Raw genomic sequence first — 21,930 nt, 5'->3', positions numbered from 1 at the left:
TTCATGATCAGCGGAGAGGGGTGGGCAGAATGGGGAGGTTGGCATCCGAGGCATCAGGCGGGAGGTGAGTCATGCCGGCGGCCTCCAGCCCGGCCGTACAGCTGGTTCGCCGGGAACGTGCGGATGAGCCTGCCCCCGTGCTCGACGACTCGCAGCGGCGGGTCGTCGAACATCGAGGTGGGCCCCTGCTCGCCCTGGCGGGCCCGGGCACGGGCAAGACGACGACGCTGGTTGAAGCGGTCGTGCATCGGGTCGAACACGGCGGGCTCGACCCCGAGCAGATCCTCGTGCTCACGTTCAGCCGCCGAGCGGCAGTCGCCCTGCGAGATCGGATCGCGCGGCGGCTGGGCCGGACCGTCCGCGAACCCCTGGCCCGGACGTTCCACTCGTACGCGTTCGGCCTATTACGCCGGGAGTCCGTGCAGTCGGGAGAGCCGACGCCGCGGCTCATTTCGGGTGCTGAACAGGATCTGCTGATCAGGGACATGCTCCGGGGCGATGTCGAGGAGCTCGGAGCCGGGTACTGGCCCGGACGGCTGCAGCAGGCCCTCTTGACTCGCGGGTTCGCCCGAGAACTGCGGGAGCTGCTCATGCGGGCGGTCGAGCGGGGACTGAGCCCCGACGATCTGGATGCCATCGGGCGCCAGCGCGGGCGTGACGATTGGATCGCCGCAGCCCGGTTCGCTCACCAGTATTCGGGCGTCACCGCGCTACGCAAACCGCCGTCCTACGATCAGGCCGAGCTGGTGCGCTCTGCCTCGGGGCTGCTTCGCGACGATCCCGAACTGCTGGCCGGCGAGCGCGACACGCGCGGGTTCATCGTCGTCGACGAGTATCAGGATTCCGATCCAGCTCAGGAGGAACTGCTCGGTCTCCTCGCCGGAGGGGGCCGGGATCTGCTGGTCGTCGGCGATCCGGACCAGTCGATCTACGGGTTCCGCGGCGCGGAGGTCGATGGCATCCGGCGATTTCCCGAGCGATTTCGCAACGCCGACGGCACGGAGGCGGCCGTCTACGCCCTGACCACGTCCCGGCGGTGCGGTCCCGACCTGCTCTCCGCTACCCGCCGGGTGGCGATGCGGCTCGGCGGGCCGCATACTCACCGGCACCTGCATGCCGCCGACCCCGAGCAAGCCGGACGGGCGTCCGTGCACGTGCTGGGCAGCGCGAACCAGGAAGCCTCGTTCATCGCGGCACATCTGCGTGAGGCGCATCTCAAGCGGGACGTGCCGTGGTCGTCGATGGCGGTTCTGGTGCGCGCGGCGACGACGATCCCGGTGTTGCGCAGGGCGCTTCACGGTGCGGGAGTCCCGACGTCGGTCCAGCTCGAAGAGGTCCCGCTCGTCGAGCAGCCGGCCGTCCGCGCGCTGCTGACGATCGTCGAGCTCGCGGCCGGCGAGCGCACCCTCGACGCGGATTGTGCCTTCGATCTGGTGACCGGGGTTTTCGGCGGCGCCGACCCGCTGGCGCTGCGCCGGTTGCGCCAGGAGTTGCGCCGGCACGAGCTGATGTCCGGAGGCGGGCGCGCGTCGAGCGAGCTGATCGTCGAGGCGATCGAGCAGCCGGTGACGCTCGCGCCACTCGACGACGACGCGGTGGCCCCTGCCGCGCGGATCGCGCATCTCATCTCGGCCGGCCGGAACGCTGCCGTCGAGCCGGGCGCGACGGCCGAGGACGTGTTGTGGGCCGTGTGGTCGGCGTCGGGTGTGTCCCAGCGCTGGGCGCGTCAGGCGCTGGGCGACGGTCCATCCGGCCAGCGCGCCGATCGCGATCTCGACGCCGTGCTGGCCCTCTTCGACGCTGCTGCCCGGTACGTCGACCGGATGCCCGGGGCGGGACCCGAAGGCTTCCTCGAGCACATCCGGGGTCAGCAGATTCCGTCGGACTCGCTGGGGGCGAGCGCGAGGCACGCGCCGTCGACGGATGCGGTCAGTATCGTCACGGCGCATGCGGCCAAGGGCCTGGAATGGGACGTCGTGGCGGTCGCTGGCGTCCAGGAGGGAACTTGGCCGGACCTGCGTGACCGGGGGAGCCTGCTCGGCACCGAGGAACTCGTCGACCTCGTGGCGGATCGGGATCCGTCGCCGGTGACGCGGGCCAGCGCGCGGCTCGCGGAGGAGCGGCGATTGTTCTATGTCGCCCTCACCCGGGCTCGCAGCGAGCTCGTGGTCACGGCCGTTTCGAACGAGGACGAGCAGCCCTCGCGCTTTCTCGACGATCTCGACCCGCTGCCTGCCGACGCCCCGCCGGATCGCCCCGTCGAGGGTCCCCGGCGCGGTCTCGACCTGCCGTCCCTGGTCGCCGAGCTGCGTCAGGTGGCCTGTGACCAGACCGAGGCGCCACCGCGGCGGCACGCGGCCGCGGCGCATCTGGCCCGCCTCTCCGCCGAAGGTGTCCGCCAGGCCGACCCGCACCAGTGGTATGGGCTGCGCGAGCTGTCCACCGAGGCCGCGTTGGTGGACGACGGTGCGCAGATCCGGGTGTCCCCGTCCAAGATCGACGAATTCAATCGCTGCGAGCTGCGCTGGCTGCTCAAGTCGTGCGGGGCGACCGACTCGGACATGACGCGCGCGGGCCTGGGCTCCCTCGTACACGATCTCGCCGAGGGGGCAGTGACGAACTCCTGGTCGGAGGAAGAGCTCCTCGACGAACTCGACCGCGCGTGGCCCCGGATCGACGTCGGGGAAGGTTGGGCCGCCGAGCGCGAGTACGCCCGGGCGCAGGAGATGGTGCGGTTGCTGGCTCGCTGGCTCAAAGAGAACCCGCGCAGATTGGTCGGGGTGGAGCTGGACTTCGACGCCACCATTGGCCGTGCCCGTCTGGTCGGCCGGGTCGACCGGCTGGACGCCGACGCCGACGGCCGGCTGGTCGTCGTCGACTACAAGACCGGCAAGAACGCACCGACGGCAACCGAGGTCGACGAGCACGCGCAGCTCGCGGTCTACCAGGTGGCTGTCGAGAGTGGCGCGTTCGACGACGCGAGCGGTGGCGAACGCCGGTCCGGTGGGGCCAGCCTCGTACAGCTCGGCAAGGCGTCGAAGGGACGGGCCAAGGAGCAGCGGCAGCCACCGCTGTCGGATTCCGAAGACCCGCGGTGGGGCCTGCGCCTGGTGGAGGAAACGGCTGAAGGTATGGCCCAGCAGGTGTTTCATGCCCGGCGTGGCGCGTGGTGCGGATTCTGCCCGGCTCGCCCGTCGTGCCCCGTCTTTCCGGAAGGGGCCCAGGTGACACCATGAGATTCAGCCCTGGTGATCTGGCGCGACGCCTGGAGCAGCCGGAGCCGACTCCCGAGCAGTCGGCGGCGATCTCCGCACCGTTCGGACCGGGAATGATCATCGCGGGTGCCGGTTCGGGGAAGACCGAAACCATGGCCGCGCGGGTCGTCTGGCTGGTAGCCAACGATCTCGTCCGCCCCGATCAGGTGCTCGGGCTCACCTTCACTCGCAAGGCCGCACGCGAGCTCGCGGCCCGGATCCGGAGGCGGCTGGCGCAGCTGGCGGCCAGGGGCGTTATCGACCCGGACGCGGGCCTGCTTGACGGAGAGCCCACGGTGTCCACGTACGACGCCTACGCGGGTCGGATCGTCTCCGAACACGCGCTCCGGCTGGGCCGCGAGCCGGGCGCCCGGCTGATCACCGAGGCGGAGGCCTGGCAGTTCGCGCAGCGTGCGGTGGCGACGTACGACGGTCCCATGGACGACGTCGAATACGCGCCATCCACCGTGGTCGGCAAGGTGCTCGCGCTGCACGCGGAACTCTCGGGGCACCTGGTGGACGCCGAGCAGGTGCGCAGCTTTACCCGCGAGTTGCGAGAGCAGGTGGCCGCGCGGCCGCGTGCAGAGGGGCAGCGGACCAGGGCCGACATCTACGCTGACGTCGCCAAGGCACTGGCGGTACAGGATGCGCGGGCGGCGATGCTGCCGATCGTTGAAGCGTTCCGGGAGCGTAAACGGTTGGCCGAGGTAGTCGACTTCGCCGATCAGGCCGCACTGGCGGCGACCCTGGCGGGAACGTTTCCCGAGGTGGCCGACACCGAGCGTGGTACCTACCGGGTGGTCTTGCTGGACGAGTACCAGGACACGAGCCACACCCAGCTGGTGCTGCTGCGCGCCCTGTTCGGAGGTGGCCACCCGGTCACCGCCGTGGGCGACCCGTGCCAGTCGATCTACGGATGGCGAGGGGCAAGCGCCGGGACGCTCGCGTCGTTCCGGGAACATTTCCGGGACGAGAGCGGTGCGCCGCCGCGCATCGACTCCCTCACGGTCAGCTTCCGCAACGGGCAACGGATCCTGACCGTAGCCAACCAGCTCGCCGCCCCACTGCGAGCGCGGGGCCTGGACGTGCCGGAGCTGAGCGCGTTCGGTGGATCACCGGGGCGCGACGTCACCGCATGCTTGCACCTGACAGCGGACGACGAAGCCATGGACGTGGCACGGCGGGCACGCGCGTTCTGGGACGCGTCGTCGCCGGGCCGCACCGTGGCCGTGCTGGTTCGGACTCGTAGTCAGATTCCCCGCCTGGACGCCGCCCTGCGCGCCGTGGAGCTTCCGGTGGAGGTCGTGGGTGTCGGCGGGTTGCTCACCACACCGGAGGTCAGCGACATCGTCGCCACCCTCCGGGTGATCGCCGACCCGGGCCGGGGCGACGCCCTGATGCGGCTGCTCACCGGATCCCGCTGGCGAATCGGGGCCCGGGACCTCGACGCGCTGGCCCGGTGGGCGCGCCGCCGGGGTGCGCCGGTGTCCGAGCGTGGCCTGGCGGCAGCGCACGGAGCCGGAGCGCTGCTGGAAACGGGGGACGGATCGGAGCCGGGCAACGAGAACGATGCGGAGATGGTCGTCAGCGACGAGATCGACGAGCTGAGCATCGTCGACGCGCTGGACGCCCTTCCCGGCCCGGAGTGGTTCTCCGAAGCCGGATATCAGCGGTTGTCGGCACTGGCCGCCGAACTGCGCGGGTTGCGCCAGCGCGCTGGCCAGTCCCTGACCGAGCTGGTCCACGATGTGGAGCGGACCCTCGGGCTCGACGTCGAGGTGGCGGCCCGCGAGGGGCCCATCGGGCGGGCCAACCTCGATCGCTTCCTGGACGTCACCGCGGAGTTCGAAGGCACCGGGCAGGCCACGGGCCTGTCGGCGTTCCTGGCGTATCTGGATGCGGCCGAGACGGCCGAGCGTGGCCTGGAACCCGGCGAGGTGGAGGTGTCCGGGGACCGGGTGCAGGTGCTCACGGTCCATGGCGCGAAGGGCCTCGAATGGGACGCGGTGTTCGTCACCGGCCTGGTCGAGGGCGTCTTTCCGAGCAGCACCGAGAAGGCGAAGGCGTGGCTCGGCGATCCGGGCGAGCTTCCCTACCCCCTTCGCGGCGATGCCGGTGCGCTGCCCTCGTACGACGTCGCGGGAGCTGCGAACCAGAAAGAAGTGAAAGAAGCGCTGGAACGGTTCTTCCACGATGCCGGTGAGGCGGCGCGGCTCGAAGAGCGCCGGCTCGCCTACGTGGCGGTGACGCGGGCCCGCGAACTCCTGGTGTGCAGCGGATACCGCTGGGACGACACCACCCGCCCGCGAGAGCCGTCGCCGTTCCTCCTGGAGATCTGGAATGCCTGCCGAACGGGTTCGGGCGAGATCGGGCCCTGGGTCGAGGACGCGGGAACGACCCATCCGCTCGCCGAGAACGAGCAAACCTGGCAGTGGCCCTACGATCCGCTGGGCGTGCGCCGGCCGGCTCTGGAGAGTGGTGCGCAGCTGGTGCGCGAGGCCGCAAAAGGTGCGATGGACCTGGAAACGGCTGCGGCGATGGCCGAATGGGACGACGACGTCGAGCGGTTGCTGGCCGAACGGGAGCGGCAGCGCCGTACCGGCGCGGTGCAGGTCGAACTTCCCCAGCAGCTCTCCGTGTCGCAGCTTGTCCAGCTACGACACGACCCCGAGGAGCTGGCCCGGACGTTGCGCCGTCCCGTGCCCCGCGCACCGGCCCCGCTGGCCCGCCGGGGCACGCTCTTCCACGCCTGGCTGGAGACGCGCTGGGGCGCACCACGGCTCCTGGACATCGAGGAAATGCCCGGCTCATTCGATGAGGGAAGCGCGCCCGACCAGGAGATCTCCGCCCTGCAAGAAGCGTTTCTCGCCTCGGATTGGGCCCAGCGGACGCCGATCGAGGTGGAGGCGCCGTTCGAGCTGTTCGTGGCCGGCGTGCTGCTGCGCGGCCGGGTGGACGCGGTCTTCGGAGACGGCGCCGGTGGCATCGAGGTCGTGGACTGGAAGACGGGAAGCCCGCCACGTGATGCCGACGATGAATCCGCGAAGGCCGTGCAACTGGCGGCCTACCGGCTGGCGTTCGCCCGGCTCCGGGGCCTTCCGCTCGAGCGAGTCGGTGCCGCCTTCCACTATGTCCGGGAGAACCTGACCTTGCGCCCCGTCGATCTGCTGGACGAATTGGCGCTGGAAACGCTGGTCAGGGAGGTCCCGGTGGCCGAGGAGCCGTCCTGACTCCGAGACACGTATTGATCTTTGCGGCGTTTACCGGAACACTAACCTTCCGTGACGGTTGAGCTGACCCCGGTACGTCGCATCGCCGCGTACGCGATCTGCTCCGACGAGAGCGGCCGGATCCTGCTGATCCGCGAGTCCGCCGAGTCTGGCACGCCCGGCGTGTGGACGTTGCCGGGAGGTAGCGTGTTGCAGGGCGAAGATCCGCAGGACGCCGCAGCGCGGGAAGCGATGACGGAGACGGGGGTCTCGCTGCACGCACACACGGTATTTGACGTCATGGCAGATACTCGCGAGCTGCGGCATCGCGGTGTAACGCTGCACACGGACCGGATCATCTTCAGTTCGAGCCCCGCCTCTGCCGGTGACGGCATGATGAGCATGGGCGGGCGTGGCCCCGGCGGTGACGACGCCGTGCGCAGAGCTGCCCTGTACTCGTCGTCGCCGATGGTGGATGCGGTCGCGTGGATGGAGCGCCGCGAGGCCGCCACGGTCCAGCTGCGCCCGTTCGCCGCGCAGGCGTTGAAGCTGCCGCTCTCGGCGGTCGACCTGCCGCCGGAGGAGATGCCGGAACTGCCCGGATTTCACATCGTCGAAGCGCCGGACGGGCGTCCGACGGTCCAGCGGTTCGCCGCTTACGGGCTGGTCCGTGATCTCGAGGGGCGGGTCTTGCTGACCCAGATCGCTGATGGATATCCCGGCGCCGGGAAATGGCACCTGCCCGGCGGCGGCACCGACTTCGGTGAGCAGCCGACCCAGGCGCTGCTGCGCGAGCTCGAGGAGGAGACCGCCCAGCTCGGCCGCGTCCGCGAGCTCCTGGGCGTGGCCAGCCATCACGAGGCGGAGCAGGTGGGGCCGGAAGGCTTCCCGATCGACTGGCACGGCGTGCGCCCTTACTACGACGTGGTGGTCGACGATCCGCGACCGTTGACCGTCGTCGAGGCGGGTGGATCCACCCAAGCCGTCCGATGGTTCACACCCGACGAGGCATCGTGGCTGGAGCTCACGTCCGTGACGGCTGATGCCTTCGACGCCGCTGATCTCACGAGCGGGATTCCCCGCCGCCGGCCGAGCCCGAGGCAGTGACCGTGTCGAGCGTGAGCTCGACCATCTCGGCGAAGCTGCGCTCGCGGTCGTCGGAACTGAGCGCTTCCCCGGTCACGAGACTGTCGCTCACGGTGTTCACCGACAGGGCGCGGGCGTCGAACTTGGCGGCCAGTGTGTAGAGAGCGGCCGTTTCCATCTCGACAGCGAGCACGCCATAGTCCCGGAGCCGGTCATGGAGCTCGGGACGGTCGAGATAGAAGGAGTCGGTACTGAAGATCTGGCCGATGTGATGGGGTACCCCGGCGTTCTCGGCACGCTCGACATAAGCACGAACGAGCGTGAAGTCGGCTGCGGGTGCGAAGTTCAAGCCGTGGAAACGCAGGAAGTTGATCGACGAGTCGGTGCTCGCGCTCATCGCCACGATCACGTCCCGGATTGCGACGGATTCCTGCAGGCCACCGCAGGAGCCGACACGGACCAGCGTCCGTGCCCCGTATTCGGCCAGGAGCTCGTGCGCGTAGATGGACAGCGACGGCTGGCCCATCCCGGTTCCCTGGACGGAGATGCGCTGGCCCCGGTAGGTGCCGGTGTAGCCGAGCATGTTCCGGACCGAGGAGTAACAGCTGGCATCGTCCAGGTACGTCGTGGCGATCCACCTGGCGCGCAACGGGTCACCGGGCAGGAGCACGGTTTCGGCGATGTCGTCTGGTGCGGCGGCGATGTGGTTGCTCACGGGCAACGAGGCTACCGGTGCATCGCGGCGGGAACGCGGCGGGCTGGGTGTGGTCTGCCCGGGCGCGGAGGTGGGATTCCTGCGGGTTAACGTGCAGCAGTTCGGACCCGTAGGCTCAACGATGTGTACACGCCCTACACCTTGCCCGGTCCGTTGACCCTGTCTCGGGCGACGGTGGATCGAGCCAGCCATCTGCGTAGCGATTCGGAGCAGCTCGCCGAGATCTGGAGTGATCCGCGTACCCGCGTGCTCGTCGTTGCCGACGGCCGCGTCGTCGTTGCCGGCGCGTCCTTGTTGTTCGTCGAACCGGACGAGGCTCCCGGGGGTGAGCGATACCTGCTCGGCCTTGACGGCGATATCGCGTATACGGCCGTGCACGCGACGACGATGCCCCGCGGCCTCGTCGACGGGGATGCTGAAGCCCAGGACACCGGGCGCCGAGCGCTGACGCTACGAGAGGTGGGCGCCATGCTCGACGACCGCGACGCCGGGCTGGCGGTGCACGCGTTGGCGCTCGCCAATTGGCATGCGGCCCACACGCACTGTCCCCGGTGTGGTGAGCGGACCGAGGTCGTCGAGGCTGGGCATGCCCGCCGCTGCGCCGCCGACGGCTCGGAGCACTACCCGCGGGTGGATCCGGCTGTGATCATGCTGGTGACAGACGACGAGGATCGGTGTCTCCTCGGCAGGCAGCGACGCTGGCCACCCAGGCGGTTCTCGACCCTGGCAGGATTCGTCGAACCCGGGGAGACTCCGGAGCGTGCGGTTGCCCGCGAGGTGTACGAGGAGGTTGGAATCGAGGTCCAGGAATGCTGGTACGCCGGAGCGCAGCCCTGGCCGTTCCCGTCGAGCTTGATGCTGGCCTACTACGCGCGCGCATCCACCCGTCCGCCACGTCCCGACGGGTGGGAGATTGAGGAGGCCGGCTGGTTCACCCGAGCAGAGCTCGAATCCGCACTCCGTGAAGGCCGCATCGCCTTGCCGCCGGCCGTGTCGATCGCCCGGCAGTTGATCGAGGGATGGTATGGCGGCACGCTGGACGGGCCGTGATGCCCTGGCTCCGGGGACATCCGAACCAGCTAGGCCGTGCGGTCCCTCACGCGGTACCCGCGAGCTCGGCCAGCTTGGTCTTGACCTGGTCGGGACTCGGGTTGGTCATCGACGCACCGTCGGAGAACACGAGCGTCGGCACCGTGGCGTTCCCGCCGTTGAGTTTCATGACAAGCTCGGCCGCCTGGGGATCGGCCTCGATATCGATCTCATCGAAGGTGATCCCCTCGCGGTTGAGCGTGCCCTTGAGCCGGCGGCAGTAACCGCACCACGGCGTGCTGTACATCGTGAACGAGGACGACATCAGGTGTGCTCCAGATCGACGGGCGTTCGGTTCTACCTTCGTAACACGGAACGGTTCCTGCCTGTTCCGGGCGCCGGGGATGTGCTGTTCAGCCGGGAGCGCGATGTTCGGCAATGCCCGGCCGCTCCCGTGGCGACAATTCGTCCCGGCCGACGTCCCGGCCGCCGCGCGGGGCGTCGGACCCGGGTGTCAGGATGGGCCGCATGGCTGTTCCCGATGTCCTCTCCGACCTCGACCCGGAGCAGCGCGAGGTAGCAGCCGCCGTCAGCGGGCCCGTGTGTGTCATTGCCGGTGCCGGAACCGGAAAGACACGCGCCATCACGCATCGCATCGCCTACGGCGTGCACGTCGGCGCGTTCGACCCTCGCCGGGTTCTGGCTGTGACGTTCACCACTCGCGCGGCGGGGGAGATGCGTGGCCGGCTGCGCTCGCTCGGCGTGGATGGCGTCCAGGCCCGCACGTTCCACTCGGCGGCCCTGCGCCAGGCGCGATATTTCTGGCCACAGGTCACCGGGGGAGACTTGCCGGAGATCATGGAGAGCAAGCTCAATCTCGTGGGCACGGCGGCGAGTAGATGCCGCGTCGGTACCGACCGGGCAGTACTTCGCGATCTCGCTTCCGAGATCGAGTGGGCGAAAGTGAGCAACGTACTGGCCGAGCAGTACTCCTCGGTGGCGGAGACGTCACACCGGGAGGTCGCGGGTGTGGACGCCCCGACGGTCGCCCGTGTGTACGCGGCGTACGAAGATCTGAAGTTCGACCGCGGCCTGATGGACATGGAGGACATACTGCTGGCCGCGGTGGGCTTGCTGGAGGCGAATCCCGGCGTGGCCGAGGCGGTCCGCGCGCAATACCACCATTTCGTGGTCGACGAGTATCAGGACGTGTCGCCGTTGCAGCAACGGCTGCTCGAATTGTGGCTGGGTGAACGCGACGACGTGTGCGTGGTGGGCGATCCCGCCCAGACCATCTACTCGTTCGCCGGAGCTCGTCCGGACTACCTGCTGGGTTTCACCGAACGGTACCCGTCGGCCACCACCATCCGGCTGTTCCGCGACTACCGCTCCACGCCGCAGGTGGTGAGCGTCGCGAACGGGGTGCTGCGCTCGGCGAGCGAACAACGAGAGAACCCGGAGCAGCGGACCGGCGTGGTGCTGCAAGCGCAGCGGCCAGCTGGCCCGGAGGCAGTCTTCGTCGAGCATGCCGACGAGGTAGCAGAAGCTGAATGGGTGGCTGCCGAGATCGCCCGGCTGCGTGCGTCCGGCGTGCCCGCACGCGAGATCGCAATCTTGTTCCGGGTCAACGCGCAGTCGGAGAACTACGAGCAAGCGCTGGCCAATGCCGACATACCGTACGCCGTGCGGGGCGCAGAACGGTTCTTCGAACGTGCCGAGGTTCGCCAGGCCGCGATGCTGCTCCGGGGAGCCGTGCGTGCCGGCGAGTCTCCCGGGGATGCGCCCGACGCAGCAGCCGCGACGGCAGCGATCCTCACGTCTGCGGGGTGGTCGGAACGGCCACCGTCGAGTGGCGGAGCGGCACGCGAGAGGTGGGAGTCGCTGGCGGCCGTGGTCGCGCTGGCCGAGGACGTCGTCGCGGCGCAGCCCGATGCGGGCTTGGCTGACGTCGTCGCCGAGCTCGATGCCCGCGCGGCGAGCCAGCACGCTCCGGTGGCCGATGGTGTCACCGTGGCGTCGCTGCACGCCGCGAAGGGTCTGGAGTGGGATGCGGTGTTCGTCGTCGGGGTGCACGAGGGCACGCTTCCGCTGAACTACGCGGAGACGGCCGAGCAGATCGAGGAGGAGCGGCGCCTGCTCTACGTCGGCGTCACCCGGGCCCGGGAACACTTGTCGATTTCCTGGTCGCTGGCTCGCCAGCCCGGTGGGCGGGGCACCCGGCAGGCGAGCCGCTTTCTCGACGGCGTGCGGCCCGGCGCGGCAGCGCGTACGGGTTCCAGTTCCAGGGAGCGAGTGAGCCGCCCGGCAGCCAAGCGGGCCCGCTCGCCTGCGCGGTGTCGCGGCTGTGCCGCACCGCTCGTCGACGCCGCTGCGCGCAAGCTCGGCCGGTGTGGCGATTGCCCCTCCACTCTGGACGAGGCGCTCTACGAGCGGCTCCGGGAGTGGCGCCTCGAGCGTTCCCGGGAACAGAAGGTTCCTGCCTACGTCGTGTTCACCGATGCCACCTTGATGGTGATCGCCGAGACGAAGCCGACGGAGGAGCGCGCCCTTGCCGAGCTTCCCGGGGTGGGGCGCGCCAAGTTGGATCGTTACGGCGCGGAGGTCCTCGCGTTGTGCCGGGAGCACGCGGTGTCGAACAACTGACAACGGCGTCATTCACGGGGATTACGGGAGCGGGCTGCGCGATTGCTGGCCGAGATTGCGCTCGTCAGAAAGTACCTAAAAAATAGGTTGCCCCTTACCCGAACACACGTTACTGTGACAGAGCACGTTGCCGCGCACGCATGCGCATGCGCGGAAGGCGAAAGGTCCCGGCACGTAGAGACGTAGAAAGGAGGGTGCTCGATGGTGACGATCAACTTCGCAAGTGGCAAGCGCGCCGCGTGGGCAGGCTATCCGCACATGGGCACCCTCGAAGGCTCCCGCATGCTCATGGGGGTCCGTCTCGATTCGCTCGTCCACGCTCCGTGCCAGGGACTGGTGCGTCCGCAGGCCGACTTCGTCGATGCGCCGACGTTTGTCCTCGATCGCACCAAGGGTGGCGCACGCGTCCGCAGCTTGGGTCCGCCGGATTGACACAACGATCTTTTCGGCGCCTCCAAGGCCGCGGACCCCACCCGGGTACCGCGGCCTTTTTGTTTCTCCGCGACCGATCTTCGAGAAGGGAGGTGACCGACGTCATGACGTTGACGAGCGTTCTCGACAACGCGCTCGTCACCGACGAGGTGATCCCGTGCCGCAGCGATCCAGAACTCTGGTTCGCCGAGCAACCGGCGGATGTCGAGCTGGCCAAGGAGCTGTGCTGGCAGTGCCCGGTACGCGCGCAGTGCCTGGCCGGTGCGATCGATCGCCGTGAGCCCTGGGGTGTCTGGGGCGGCGAGCTATTCGAGTCCGGCGCGATCGTGCCCCGCAAGCGTCCGCGCGGCCGGCCGCGCAAGTCCGAACTCGCGGCATAGACCGTGACCCGAGCTACGACGTGAGGAGTGAATGACGTGGTCCTGAACGACACGATTCCAGCAACGACGACACGAGACATGACGGATCGAGCAGCGCGGAGAGAACAGATGAACATGATAGATGAGACCTGGGTCTGGGCCAGGTCTCACGAGTTCCGAGAAGAGGCGCAGGAGTTCCAGCGCGCCCGGCGATTGCGGATCGCCCGGAAGCTGGAACGTCGGGCTGCGCGAGCGGCGCGGCGTGCCCGCAAGTTGGCGGCCGCGGCGGTCGCAGCATCAAGCCGGGTCTAGATAGGCCTGTGCCGTTCAGGATCGCGTGCGTGTGCGTTGGCGAGGTCTCGATGCTCGCCCTCGGGTCGCGGACGGACACGCCCTAATGTGCAAATATGTCCGTGGGGAGCTCGGCGAGTCAGCAACGTGGCTGACGCGCCGGCTTCTCGACGGGCAGCGGCGCCGGGTGTCGATTCAGGAGTGGAATCCGGGGACCCAGCGCTCGAACTCGGCTCGGAACGGGCCCTCGCAGTCGAGCTGCGAGAGAACGCCGATTCCACCGAGCCACACTCGATGGACCAGCAAGTACGCCGGGGGGACGTTGAGTTTCAAACCGATGGTGTAGCCGGGCCGGCGTGGATCGTTGATCCGGTTGAACTGCTCGCGCATCCAGGCGCGGTTGAAATGGAACGTCTCGTGCCGGGCCGGTTCGAGAAAGGGCGCGAGATACTCGTAAAGCCCTTGCGGGTCGACGTCGATGTGCGGCCGGACGAAGCCTTCCTCCCGTAACCCTTCGAGCATCTCGTCGGTCTCCCCGTCGAGCGCGCGGCGGATGAGCCTGCCGATCGAGGACGGCAGCCCTTCGGGGAAGCGCGCGACCGCCCCGTAGTCGAGCACTCCGAGGCGCCCATCGGGAGTGATCCGGTAGTTGCCAGGATGGGGATCGGCGTGCAGGAGGCCCGCGCGTTCCGGCCCCGAGAAGAGGAACCGGACGTAGAGGAGCCCGACTCGGTCGCGCTCTTCCTGAGTACCAGTACTGATGATCTCCGAGAGCGGTGTGCCGTCGAGCCATTCGGAGACCAGTACGTGCTGGGCGCCATGCACGAGCCGGGGCACGGCGAACTCGTCGTCGCCGTCGTAGGCGTGTGCGAATCCTTCCTGCGCATCGGCTTCCAGCCGGTAGTCCAGCTCTTCGAGCATCCGGTCGTGCAGCTCTTCGACGAGGGCCTTGGCATCGATGCCGGGGAACATGGAGCCGATCGTGCGGCCCAGCCGTGACACCTGGTTGAGGTCCGAACGCAACGCGTCGTCGGCCCCCGGGTACTGGATCTTCACGGCGACGTCGCGCCCGTCATGCCACACCGCACGGTGTACCTGCCCGATGGACGCCGCGGCCGCCGGATCGTCGTCGAACGAGACGAACAGCTTCTGCCAGTGCCGGCCGAGATTCTCTTCCAGAACCTCGTGCACCGTGCTGGTAGGCATCGGTGGTGCGGCCTCTTGCAGCCTGGTCAGGGTATCCCGATAAGGGCCGATCAATTCTTCTGGCAGGGCCGATTCGAGAACCGAGAGTGTCTGGCCGAACTTCATCGCGCCGCCCTTGAGTTCGCCGAGCACCTTGAAGACCTGCTCGGCGGTCCGGCGCTGTGCTTCGGCGGAAACGAGTTCCGAGGACTGGCCCCCCAGTCGCTTGCCGAAGTCGAGCGTTGCCCGGCTCGCGGCACCCAGTGGTAGCGACGCGAGCCGGGCGGCTCGGGAGATCGCCTTGCGTGGCAATTCGCTCACAACACCATTGTGCGCCCAGGGGCACTCGTCTTCAGCAATCCGGGTCTTCCGGAACACACTCGTGTTCCCACGTGCAGCCGCAATCCGGATGTGTCCGCCACGTACGTCGGCGTGGCAACCCGTAGGGCAGCTCGCATTCGAGAGTGCCCCCGATGCTGGCTACGTGGTAGCCGTCGAGGAAAGCCAGAATCTGAGCAGAGGCGAGGCCGGCGACCGTGGCGACGAGACTGGTGTCGCAGGCAGGTGACGGTGGCGGATGCCGGGTCGCCTGGTCGAGAACGGTGGGCCACCCGGCGTCCCGGTCGGTGCGATGCAGATCGAGGCAACGCAGGCAGGCCGACGATCCGGGAACGACCAGCGGCCCGACGACACCCGTGAGCTCGGTCACCGACGCCTGAAGGTGGGGGATCCCCGCGCGCATCAGCGATGCCACGACCGAGGCGTGTTCATAGGCGCGGGGCACGGTGAACAGCACGAAGTCGGGTTCCTCGCCCGGTACCGCGTTGGCGGTGGCGATGTCGAGCGAAGGGCGCAGTGATCGGTCGCGGCCGAGCCCAACGGCGCCCGGGTCGTGACCCAGAGGCGTGACGTCCGAGGGCGCAACCAGGTCACCGTCGTCGATGTCGATGGCGCCGACGCCACCCGCGGCGAGCAACCGCGCAACCGAGGCACCGACCCGCCCAGCGCCGACCACTTCGACGCGGCGCTGCGCGCGCCGCTCCATCCCGGCGTACCCGGCGTCGGCGCTGTGCTCGACGAGCCCGAGGCTCGCGCGGTCCGGTTCGAGTCGGCCGGCTGGCCGACTCGAATGCGCCGGTAGCTGATCCCCGTCGATCACGGCGCCGGCTTCGGCGAGTGTCTCGATGAGCTTGTCCGCGCTCGCGGAATCAGCACCCCACGCGAGCGCCAACTGTTGTAGCGTCGCTTGATCGTTGCGACCGTCCATGGAGCGCAGCAACGCCTTTTCGACGTTCCCGAGTCCGGTCAGGACGACGGCGCAGCCCGGCGTCACGCCGATCTGGATGGTGCTCGTGTCACGCCAGATCTGGCTCAACGAGGGGTGCAAGAGTGGACGCACGGGTGGCCTCCAGGATGGCAGCGGGCGTTCGCGAATACGCGTGGTCGGGTTTCGACCTAATCTTGCACCGGGAGGAGGCGATGGCGCCCTTCGTTGTCCACAGGCTCTTGCAGCTCAGGTGGCGCGGCAGGGCCCCAGTGCCGCCGGTCCCGGCGTGTACCTTCCCCGCTGGCACGCGCCGTTCCCGTCGTTTTCCGAGGCCCCGCCGAGTCCACCATGGATACGTACCGCCAAGTGCGGCGTGGATGCGCCGTGTTGTCTGGGGGCTGTCGGACATGAACTACCACGTCGCGGTGCGGCCGAATCCGTATGTTCTGCTGCGAACCTACGAGGGACGCACGGTGTCTGCAACCTGAATGGCAAATTGACATCCACGGCCTGTGGATAACTCTGTGGATGTCATGTGCAGGGTGCGGAGAAGGCTGGGGATGCTTCGGGGGAAGCTTGTTGACAACTACGGTGCGGCATCTGGGAAAGTCTCTGTGTGCAGCGATGATGTTGTCCACGGGCTGTGGATAAGAGAAATCCTGCATGTTTCCTGATGATGTGTCCGCTGCGTCCTCGTCAGGGCTGTTCAGCCTTCGAGCCCCAAGTTATCCACAGCAATCCACCCAAATGGGGGTGTGGGGACATTACGGTGCTTGGTATGGAACGGCGAGGCGACGAGCGCGCGGAGGTGGCGGCGCGACGGAGGAGCGGCGGCGGTGGTGTGGGTGAGGAGCCGAGCGTGACCGTGGGTATGGAACGGCGAGGCGACGAGCGCGCGGAGGTGGCGGCGCGACGGAGGAGCGGCGGCGGTGGTGTGGGTGAGGAGCCGAGCGTGACCGTGGGTATGGAACGGCGAGGCGACGAGCGGGATGAGCCCGAGGTGGAGGTGCGCCGGTCAGCCCGTCGTCGGCGGACGGTGACGGCGTTTCGGGAGAGTGGCCGGGTGGTTGTGTGCCTTCCGGCGAAGATGAGCTCGACGGAGGAAGAGCGGTGGGTGGCGGAGATGCTCGAACGGCTCGAAGCGCAGGAGCGGCGGCGGCATCCGAGCGATGAGCAGTTGCTCCGACGGGCACGGGAGCTTTCTCGCCGCTATCTCGATAATCGTGCGAAGCCGACAAGCGTGCGCTGGAGTTCGGCGCAGCGTGCCAGGTGGGGTTCATGTACCCCGAGTGATGGTTCGATCCGGCTCTCTGTGCGGCTTCAGGGGGTGCCGTCGTGGGTGGTCGACTACGTTCTCGTTCACGAGCTCGCGCATCTGCTCATCGGTAACCACGGCCGGGAGTTCTGGGATCTCGTGCGGCGTTATCCGCGTGCTGAGCGTGCCCGAGGGTTCCTCGATGGCCTGGACCACGCCGCGAACGCGTCGTCGTCCGGGCTCGCCTGATCGAGACGACCTCGACGTTAGACCCTCCCGCCGGGGCGGCCGGCGATCGGGGGCGATCGCCCGGACTTCACCAGGAACGCGAATTCTTAGGAGGACGTATTGCCGCCTGCCTCGCCCTCGTCGGTATCGTCTGGCCCATCCTGACCGTCGCTGCGTGCTTCATCGGCCTCGTCATTTGAGCCCAACGCGCGCTCGAGGTCGGAGACGTCGACGAGCTCGTCCCGGTGGAGGAAGGCTTGCGGGTCGGCGAGATCGTCGGCCGATGGCATGAGATCGGGATGAGCCCATACGGCATCGCGTCCTTGGACGTCACGCTCCTCACGTATAGCGGCCCAGAACGCTACGGCATCGCGCAAGCGCCGCGGGCGTAGTTGGAGACCGACGAGTGTGGCGAAGGTCTGCTCGGCGGGTCCGCCGGTGGCCCTGCGTCGGCGGATGGTCTCTCGCAATGCCTCGGCCGAGGGGAGCCGGTCTTTCGTTGCCTGCGTGACAACATCATCTACCCAGCCCTCGACCAGTGCGAGCGCCAGCTCCAAGCGGTCCAGTGCGGCCTGCTGTTGCGGGGTCGTCGGGAGCTCGAAGAGCCCACCTTCCAGCGCTTCTTGCAGTGCCTCGGGCCGCGAAGGATCGATGTCACGAAGTTTGGACTCGATCGAGTCGGTGTCGACATTGACGTGGCGCGCGTATTCCTCGACCAGGGAGATGATGTGTGAGCGCAGCCACGGAGCGTGAGCATAGAGGCGAACGTACGCCGCCTCGCGCAGCGCCAGGTAGAGCATGACGTCGCGACCATCGATGCCGAGCCCCTCACCGAAGGCCTGCACGTTCGCCGGGAGCAGCGCGGGGTGTCCCTCGGCGAGCGGGATACCGATGTCGGACGCGCCGCAGACCTCACTGGCGAGTGTGCCGATGCTCTGCCCGACCTGGGCTCCCCACATGGACACGCCGACCTGCTGGAGCATGCCGACGAGCGGGCCCGCAGCCTGTGACATCTCGGGCGGCAAGGATTGGCTCATCGCGTCCGAGACCCGGGCGGCGACCGGTTCGATCAGCTCTTTCCAGGCGTTCTGGGTGCCTTCCACCCATTCGGCCCGGCTCCAGGCACGTGGAGAACCGCCGGTGGACGGGAACGAGGTCGCATCGTCCAGCCAGGTGTCTGCCAGCCGGAAGGCGTCTTCGACGTCGCGTCGCTCGGAACTGCTGACCGAACGATCACCGCTGGAGGACACGACGTCGCGTGCGGCAGAGTTTGCGAGATCCCAGTTGACCGGGCCTCCCGACCAGGAGAGCAGTTTGCCGATCTGCTGGAGCATCTGGCCGAGGTCGGGGGATCCTTGCTGACCGCTTGCGCCCATCATGCCGAACAGGCTGCTCAGTGGATCGTTCGGACCAGAACCGCTGCCAGATTCGTTTTTTGGTTGGTCGTCATCATCGTCGTCGGGGCGGAATCCGAAGGGGACATCACTCATAGTTGCGCCTCGGGCAGGATGGGAAGCGGGTGGCAACGCCTCATAAGCTCCACCGTAACCGCCGAAGGGGGAAACGTGGGTACAGAGCCGGGTTCGGTTCGCGCTCGGCGCAACCGGGAAGGCTCCGCGCAGGTCGTCGCGGTCGTCGGGGCTGCCTCGACCCCTGGACGTCAGCTGGCACGGCGGCTTGCCGCCAACGACGAGATCGGCCAGGTTGTCGCCATCGATCGCGAACGCGGCGACGTCGATCACGTCACCTGGAGGGTCATCGACCTGACCGATCCGGCTATCGTGACGCGGTTCTCGGGCGTGGACGTCGTCGTGCACACGGCGGTCGATCTCAATGTGACCGACGATGTCGACGGGCGTTCGCTACGCAATGTCCGGAGCACGCAAACCGTGCTGACGGCGGCTGCCGCTGCGGGCGTGCGGCGAGTTGTCGTGGTCACGAGCGCGATGGTGTATGGGGCGAGGCCGGACAACCCGGTTCCCCTCGACGACGATGCACCTCTGCGGGCTCCTGCCGACGGAGGTCTGGTGTCAGATCTTTTGGAAGTCGAGTCTTTGTGCGAACGCGCCCGACACGCGCACCCAGGTATGAAGGTGACGGTTGTCCGCCCGGCGACGTTGGTCGGAGCTGATGTGGACACGGTGCTGACGAGGCACTTCGAGGCGCCACGTCTACTGGTGGTCCGTGAAGGCAATCCGGCCTGGCAGTTCTGCCACGTCGACGATCTCGCGTCGGCACTGGAACTCGTCGCCGGCCGCGAGCTCGACGGTCCGGTCACGGTCGGGAGCCCGGGTCATCTCGATCAGGATGCCGTGGAGGCCATTACCGGCAAGGGCAGGGTCGAGCTGTCGTCGTCGCTCGCTTTCGGCACGGCAGGTCGGTTGAAGCGGCTGGGCGTGACGTCGACACCGGTGAGCGAGTTGCACTTTGTTGCCCACCCCTGGATGGTCGCGACGACGCGGCTCGCGGAGGCTGGTTGGCGCCCGGAGTGCACCAACGAGCTCGCACTTCATGCGTTGATGGAAGAACTCGGTCACCGGAACGCGTCCACGTTGCGAAGGTTTGGCAGGCGGGAAACCGCGGCAACCATCGGTGCGGCAGGGGCTACGGTCGCCATACTGGGTACGGCGGTAGTGGTGCGTAAGGCCCGCAAGAGGAAGCGAGGGTAGACCACGTGGACGTCATCAAGCTTCTGGGTGTACGGGAGGAGGCGCTGTCCGTCGACGAGGTGCTGGCGGCCGTGACCGATTCCCGCGCCGGGGGAACGGATCTGTTCGTGGGAACGGTTCGCGAACTCGATGAGAACCGGCCGGTGACGGCGCTCGAGTATGAGGCGCATCCCATGGCCGACAGGGAATTGCGCCGGGTCGCGGAGACGGTTGCCGCGACCATACCGGTGCGGGCGCTGGCGGCCGTGCACCGTGTGGGCCATCTGCGAATCGGTGATATCGCGGTCATTGCGGCAGCGTCAGCAGAACACCGGGCGGAAGCGTTCACCGCGTGCCGGAAGCTGATCGACGACCTCAAGCGGGAGGTCCCGATCTGGAAGCATCAGAGCTTCGCCGACGGCAGCACGGAGTGGGTCGGCTCACCGTAAGCTGGGACGGATGACTCGCCGCTCCATCACACTGTCTGTCGCTGGCGCCCTCGTCGTGGCGTTGCTGGCGATCGCGTCGCTGTTTCCCGTGCCGTACGTCGTCTACACGCCCGGCTGGCTCGAGAACACGCTTGCCGAGAAGGATGGAAGCCCGGTCGTTCAGGTCGCCGATGAGGACGTTCCCACCTATGACACCGATGGGCAGCTGGACTTGACCACGGTAGCGGTGACCTCGGCCGATACCGAGCTCGATTTGCTGACCGTCCTGCATGCCTGGTTCGACGACGAGCGTGCGGTCGTGCCGCGCAATGTCGTCTACCGCGAAGACGAGACGGCCGAGGAATCACGTGAACAGAGCGCGCGCCAGCTCGCTCGCTCTCAGGAAGCCGCCAAGGTCGCGGCGTTGCGGCATCTCGATTACGAGGTCAGCGAGGAACTCGTCGTTGCCGTCGTATTCGACGGAATGCCGGCAGACGGCGTACTGGAGCCGGGCGACGTCATCGTCGAGGTCGATGGGATGACAGTGGACGAGCCAGAGGAGGTCGCCGAGATCGTGGAGGACCGCGAGCCAGGCGACACCGTGGATCTCGCCATCCGTCGCGATGGTGAGGAGCGGTCGGTGACGGCCGAGACCGTGCCGGCGGAAGACGACGGGCGTCCGGTTGTCGGATTTGCCCCGGACCGGGGTTATGAACTTCCCTTCGAGGTCAGCATCGGTATCGACGAGCGTATCGGTGGTCCCAGCGCCGGTGTGGTCTTCGCCCTGGCCATTTATGATCGGCTCACGGAGGAGCCACTGATCGACGGGAACCACGTGGCGGGTTCGGGGGAGATCTCGGGTGATGGCGAGATCGGCTCGGTCGGCGGCCTGCAGCAGAAGATCGCCGCAGCCAGCAATGCCGGTGCCGAGCTGTTCCTCGCGCCACGGGGGAACTGCGCCGAGGCCACCGAAGCCAACAGCGGCGATATGCGGATCGTGCCCGTCGACACCCTCACAGATGCCATCGAGGCCGTCGACGCGTTCACGGATGATCCGAACGTACAGCTGCCTGCCTGCCAGTGAGCGTCCGAACGGCGAGCTTCACGACACCGGGCCAGCCGAGTGGCTACGTGAATGTGTCCACCGGCTACGTGAACGTGTCCGCCAGGGCGTTTCCGATCTCGGCGGATAGTTCGGCGTCGTGGATCAGTTCGTCTTCCTGTTCGTAGCCACGAACCCGCACGACGCACGTCCGGCTACCGTCGCGAAGTACGCCGACCACCACCCGGACATCCGTGCGGTTGGGGTGATTCTGTGCCCAGGCGATCGCCGCCGTGTCGTCGTCGGGTACATGCTCCTCGGCACCGGGGGGAAGCACGATGCGCTCGATGGCGAGCACACAGCCGTCGACGGAATCGGGCCACGTGATCGTTGGTAGAAGATCCTCGATCGGCTGGTCGGGAAGATCTTGTTCGATCGGGGTCAACGAGCCGTCGGCTGCCGTGGCTTGGGTCAGGCCGAGACGTTCGGCGAGATCGGGCTCGCGTTCCACGAGATCGGCCGTCGGGGCCAACGCGTACAGCCGTGGCTGTTGATCCCAGCCATTGGCGGTGACGTGTTGTTCGATCTCGGTGACAGCCCGGGCGAGCGGAGAAGTCGCTGCCGCAGTTCGGGCCGACGCGTTCTGCTCGTTGCTCATATGTGCATGCTCCCATGCCTGCACTCGTTATTTGCAGCCACTATCGGCTGGATCACGCTGAAGTTGCGGATCCGAGACGACATACATACATGATCGGGACACCGGTTCGAAAACCGCTACCGGCGTAAGATAGTTTGCTTGGCGTGAGCCAGAACTTCCCGCGCCCGGCGAGTCCGTATCGAGGGCCCTCATCGAACCGAC

Annotated in this window: 18 protein-coding genes; 12 read left to right on the top strand and 6 right to left on the bottom strand. The window is 67.9% G+C overall.

All coding sequences use genetic code 11. The features are described from left to right. Positions 1 to 71: 71 nt before the first annotated feature. The 3 genes from DPM12_RS01780 to DPM12_RS01770 are packed head-to-tail and all read left to right on the top strand — an operon-like array spanning position 72 to position 7,570. On the top strand, positions 72 to 3,236 hold the full coding sequence (locus DPM12_RS01780; RefSeq protein ID WP_112256528.1) for an ATP-dependent helicase: 3,165 nt from the start codon (positions 72 to 74) through the stop codon (positions 3,234 to 3,236). Further along, positions 3,233 to 6,484, top strand: a complete 3,252-nt coding sequence (locus tag DPM12_RS01775) for an ATP-dependent helicase (RefSeq protein WP_112256527.1) — start codon at positions 3,233 to 3,235, stop codon at positions 6,482 to 6,484. The genes DPM12_RS01780 and DPM12_RS01775 overlap by 4 nt, the downstream gene beginning before the upstream one ends. A gap of 51 nt (positions 6,485 to 6,535) precedes the next feature. Further along, entirely contained in the window at positions 6,536 to 7,570 is a 1,035-nt protein-coding gene (locus DPM12_RS01770; protein ID WP_112256526.1) for an NUDIX hydrolase, read from the top strand. Here DPM12_RS01770 and deoD read toward each other — a convergent pair. Further along, on the bottom strand, positions 7,527 to 8,264 hold the full coding sequence (gene deoD / locus DPM12_RS01765) for a purine-nucleoside phosphorylase (protein ID WP_112256525.1): 738 nt from the start codon (positions 8,262 to 8,264) through the stop codon (positions 7,527 to 7,529). The two genes, DPM12_RS01770 and deoD, sit on opposite strands and share 44 nt — an antisense overlap. Positions 8,265 to 8,387: 123 nt before the next feature. Between deoD and nudC the strand changes: the two genes are divergently transcribed. Further along, the gene (nudC, locus tag DPM12_RS01760) at positions 8,388 to 9,314 is read left to right on the top strand and encodes an NAD(+) diphosphatase (protein WP_112256524.1); all 927 of its coding nucleotides are present in this window, start codon (positions 8,388 to 8,390) and stop codon (positions 9,312 to 9,314) included. 46 nt (positions 9,315 to 9,360) lie between these two features. On the opposite strand, the gene DPM12_RS01755 is transcribed toward nudC, so the two are convergent. Beyond that, positions 9,361 to 9,618, bottom strand: coding sequence for a mycoredoxin (locus DPM12_RS01755; protein ID WP_112256523.1), 258 nt, complete (start codon positions 9,616 to 9,618; stop codon positions 9,361 to 9,363). Between the two features lie 203 nt (positions 9,619 to 9,821). Between DPM12_RS01755 and DPM12_RS01750 the strand changes: the two genes are divergently transcribed. From DPM12_RS01750 to DPM12_RS01735, 4 genes are all read left to right on the top strand, one after another. Next, complete coding sequence (locus DPM12_RS01750; protein WP_112256522.1) at positions 9,822 to 11,936, top strand: ATP-dependent DNA helicase UvrD2; 2,115 nt, start codon at positions 9,822 to 9,824, stop codon at positions 11,934 to 11,936. Positions 11,937 to 12,137: 201 nt separating this feature from the next. After that, positions 12,138 to 12,368 carry a hypothetical protein gene (locus tag DPM12_RS01745; protein WP_112256521.1) on the top strand — a complete coding sequence of 77 codons (231 nt, stop codon included), beginning with the start codon at positions 12,138 to 12,140 and terminating at the stop codon, positions 12,366 to 12,368. Positions 12,369 to 12,472: 104 nt separating this feature from the next. Then, positions 12,473 to 12,748 (top strand): WhiB family transcriptional regulator, encoded by a 276-nt coding sequence (locus DPM12_RS01740; RefSeq protein WP_112256686.1) that lies wholly within the window; start codon positions 12,473 to 12,475, stop codon positions 12,746 to 12,748. Between the two features lie 108 nt (positions 12,749 to 12,856). After that, the gene (locus DPM12_RS01735; protein WP_112256520.1) at positions 12,857 to 13,039 is read left to right on the top strand and encodes a hypothetical protein; all 183 of its coding nucleotides are present in this window, start codon (positions 12,857 to 12,859) and stop codon (positions 13,037 to 13,039) included. A gap of 174 nt (positions 13,040 to 13,213) precedes the next feature. On the opposite strand, the gene DPM12_RS01730 is transcribed toward DPM12_RS01735, so the two are convergent. Together DPM12_RS01730 and DPM12_RS01725 are read right to left on the bottom strand one after the other, a co-directional pair. After that, a complete protein-coding gene (locus DPM12_RS01730; protein WP_112256519.1) occupies positions 13,214 to 14,524 on the bottom strand; it encodes an ABC1 kinase family protein in 1,311 nt (436 codons plus the stop codon). A 31-nt stretch (positions 14,525 to 14,555) separates the two neighbouring features. Beyond that, a complete protein-coding gene (locus DPM12_RS01725) occupies positions 14,556 to 15,602 on the bottom strand; it encodes a ThiF family adenylyltransferase (protein WP_112256518.1) in 1,047 nt (348 codons plus the stop codon). Positions 15,603 to 16,434: 832 nt separating this feature from the next. On the opposite strand from DPM12_RS01725, the gene DPM12_RS01720 reads away from it, so the two are divergent. Further along, entirely contained in the window at positions 16,435 to 16,974 is a 540-nt protein-coding gene (locus DPM12_RS01720; protein ID WP_112256685.1) for a M48 metallopeptidase family protein, read from the top strand. 86 nt (positions 16,975 to 17,060) lie between these two features. On the opposite strand, the gene DPM12_RS01715 is transcribed toward DPM12_RS01720, so the two are convergent. Further along, positions 17,061 to 18,443 carry a zinc-dependent metalloprotease gene (locus tag DPM12_RS01715; protein WP_112256517.1) on the bottom strand — a complete coding sequence of 461 codons (1,383 nt, stop codon included), beginning with the start codon at positions 18,441 to 18,443 and terminating at the stop codon, positions 17,061 to 17,063. A gap of 75 nt (positions 18,444 to 18,518) precedes the next feature. Between DPM12_RS01715 and DPM12_RS01710 the strand changes: the two genes are divergently transcribed. Genes DPM12_RS01710 through DPM12_RS01700 form a run of 3 tightly spaced genes read left to right on the top strand, consistent with a single transcriptional unit; the run spans position 18,519 to position 21,113 of the window. Then, positions 18,519 to 19,622, top strand: coding sequence for an NAD-dependent epimerase/dehydratase family protein (locus tag DPM12_RS01710; RefSeq protein ID WP_211658208.1), 1,104 nt, complete (start codon positions 18,519 to 18,521; stop codon positions 19,620 to 19,622). Positions 19,623 to 19,627: 5 nt separating this feature from the next. Further along, entirely contained in the window at positions 19,628 to 20,050 is a 423-nt protein-coding gene (locus DPM12_RS01705) for a molybdenum cofactor biosynthesis protein MoaE (RefSeq protein WP_112256515.1), read from the top strand. Between the two features lie 10 nt (positions 20,051 to 20,060). Next, positions 20,061 to 21,113, top strand: coding sequence for a YlbL family protein (locus DPM12_RS01700; protein ID WP_112256514.1), 1,053 nt, complete (start codon positions 20,061 to 20,063; stop codon positions 21,111 to 21,113). 64 nt (positions 21,114 to 21,177) lie between these two features. Here the strand turns inward: DPM12_RS01700 and DPM12_RS01695 are convergent, their stop codons facing one another. Beyond that, positions 21,178 to 21,729, bottom strand: coding sequence for a PPA1309 family protein (locus DPM12_RS01695; RefSeq protein WP_112256513.1), 552 nt, complete (start codon positions 21,727 to 21,729; stop codon positions 21,178 to 21,180). Positions 21,730 to 21,930 lie beyond the last annotated feature (201 nt).

It is taken from the genome of Phytoactinopolyspora halophila (genome assembly GCF_003287285.1).
GTDB classification, from domain to species: Bacteria; Actinomycetota; Actinomycetes; order Jiangellales; family Jiangellaceae; genus Phytoactinopolyspora_A; species Phytoactinopolyspora_A halophila.
This window is presented reverse-complemented; position numbering and strand designations above follow the sequence as displayed.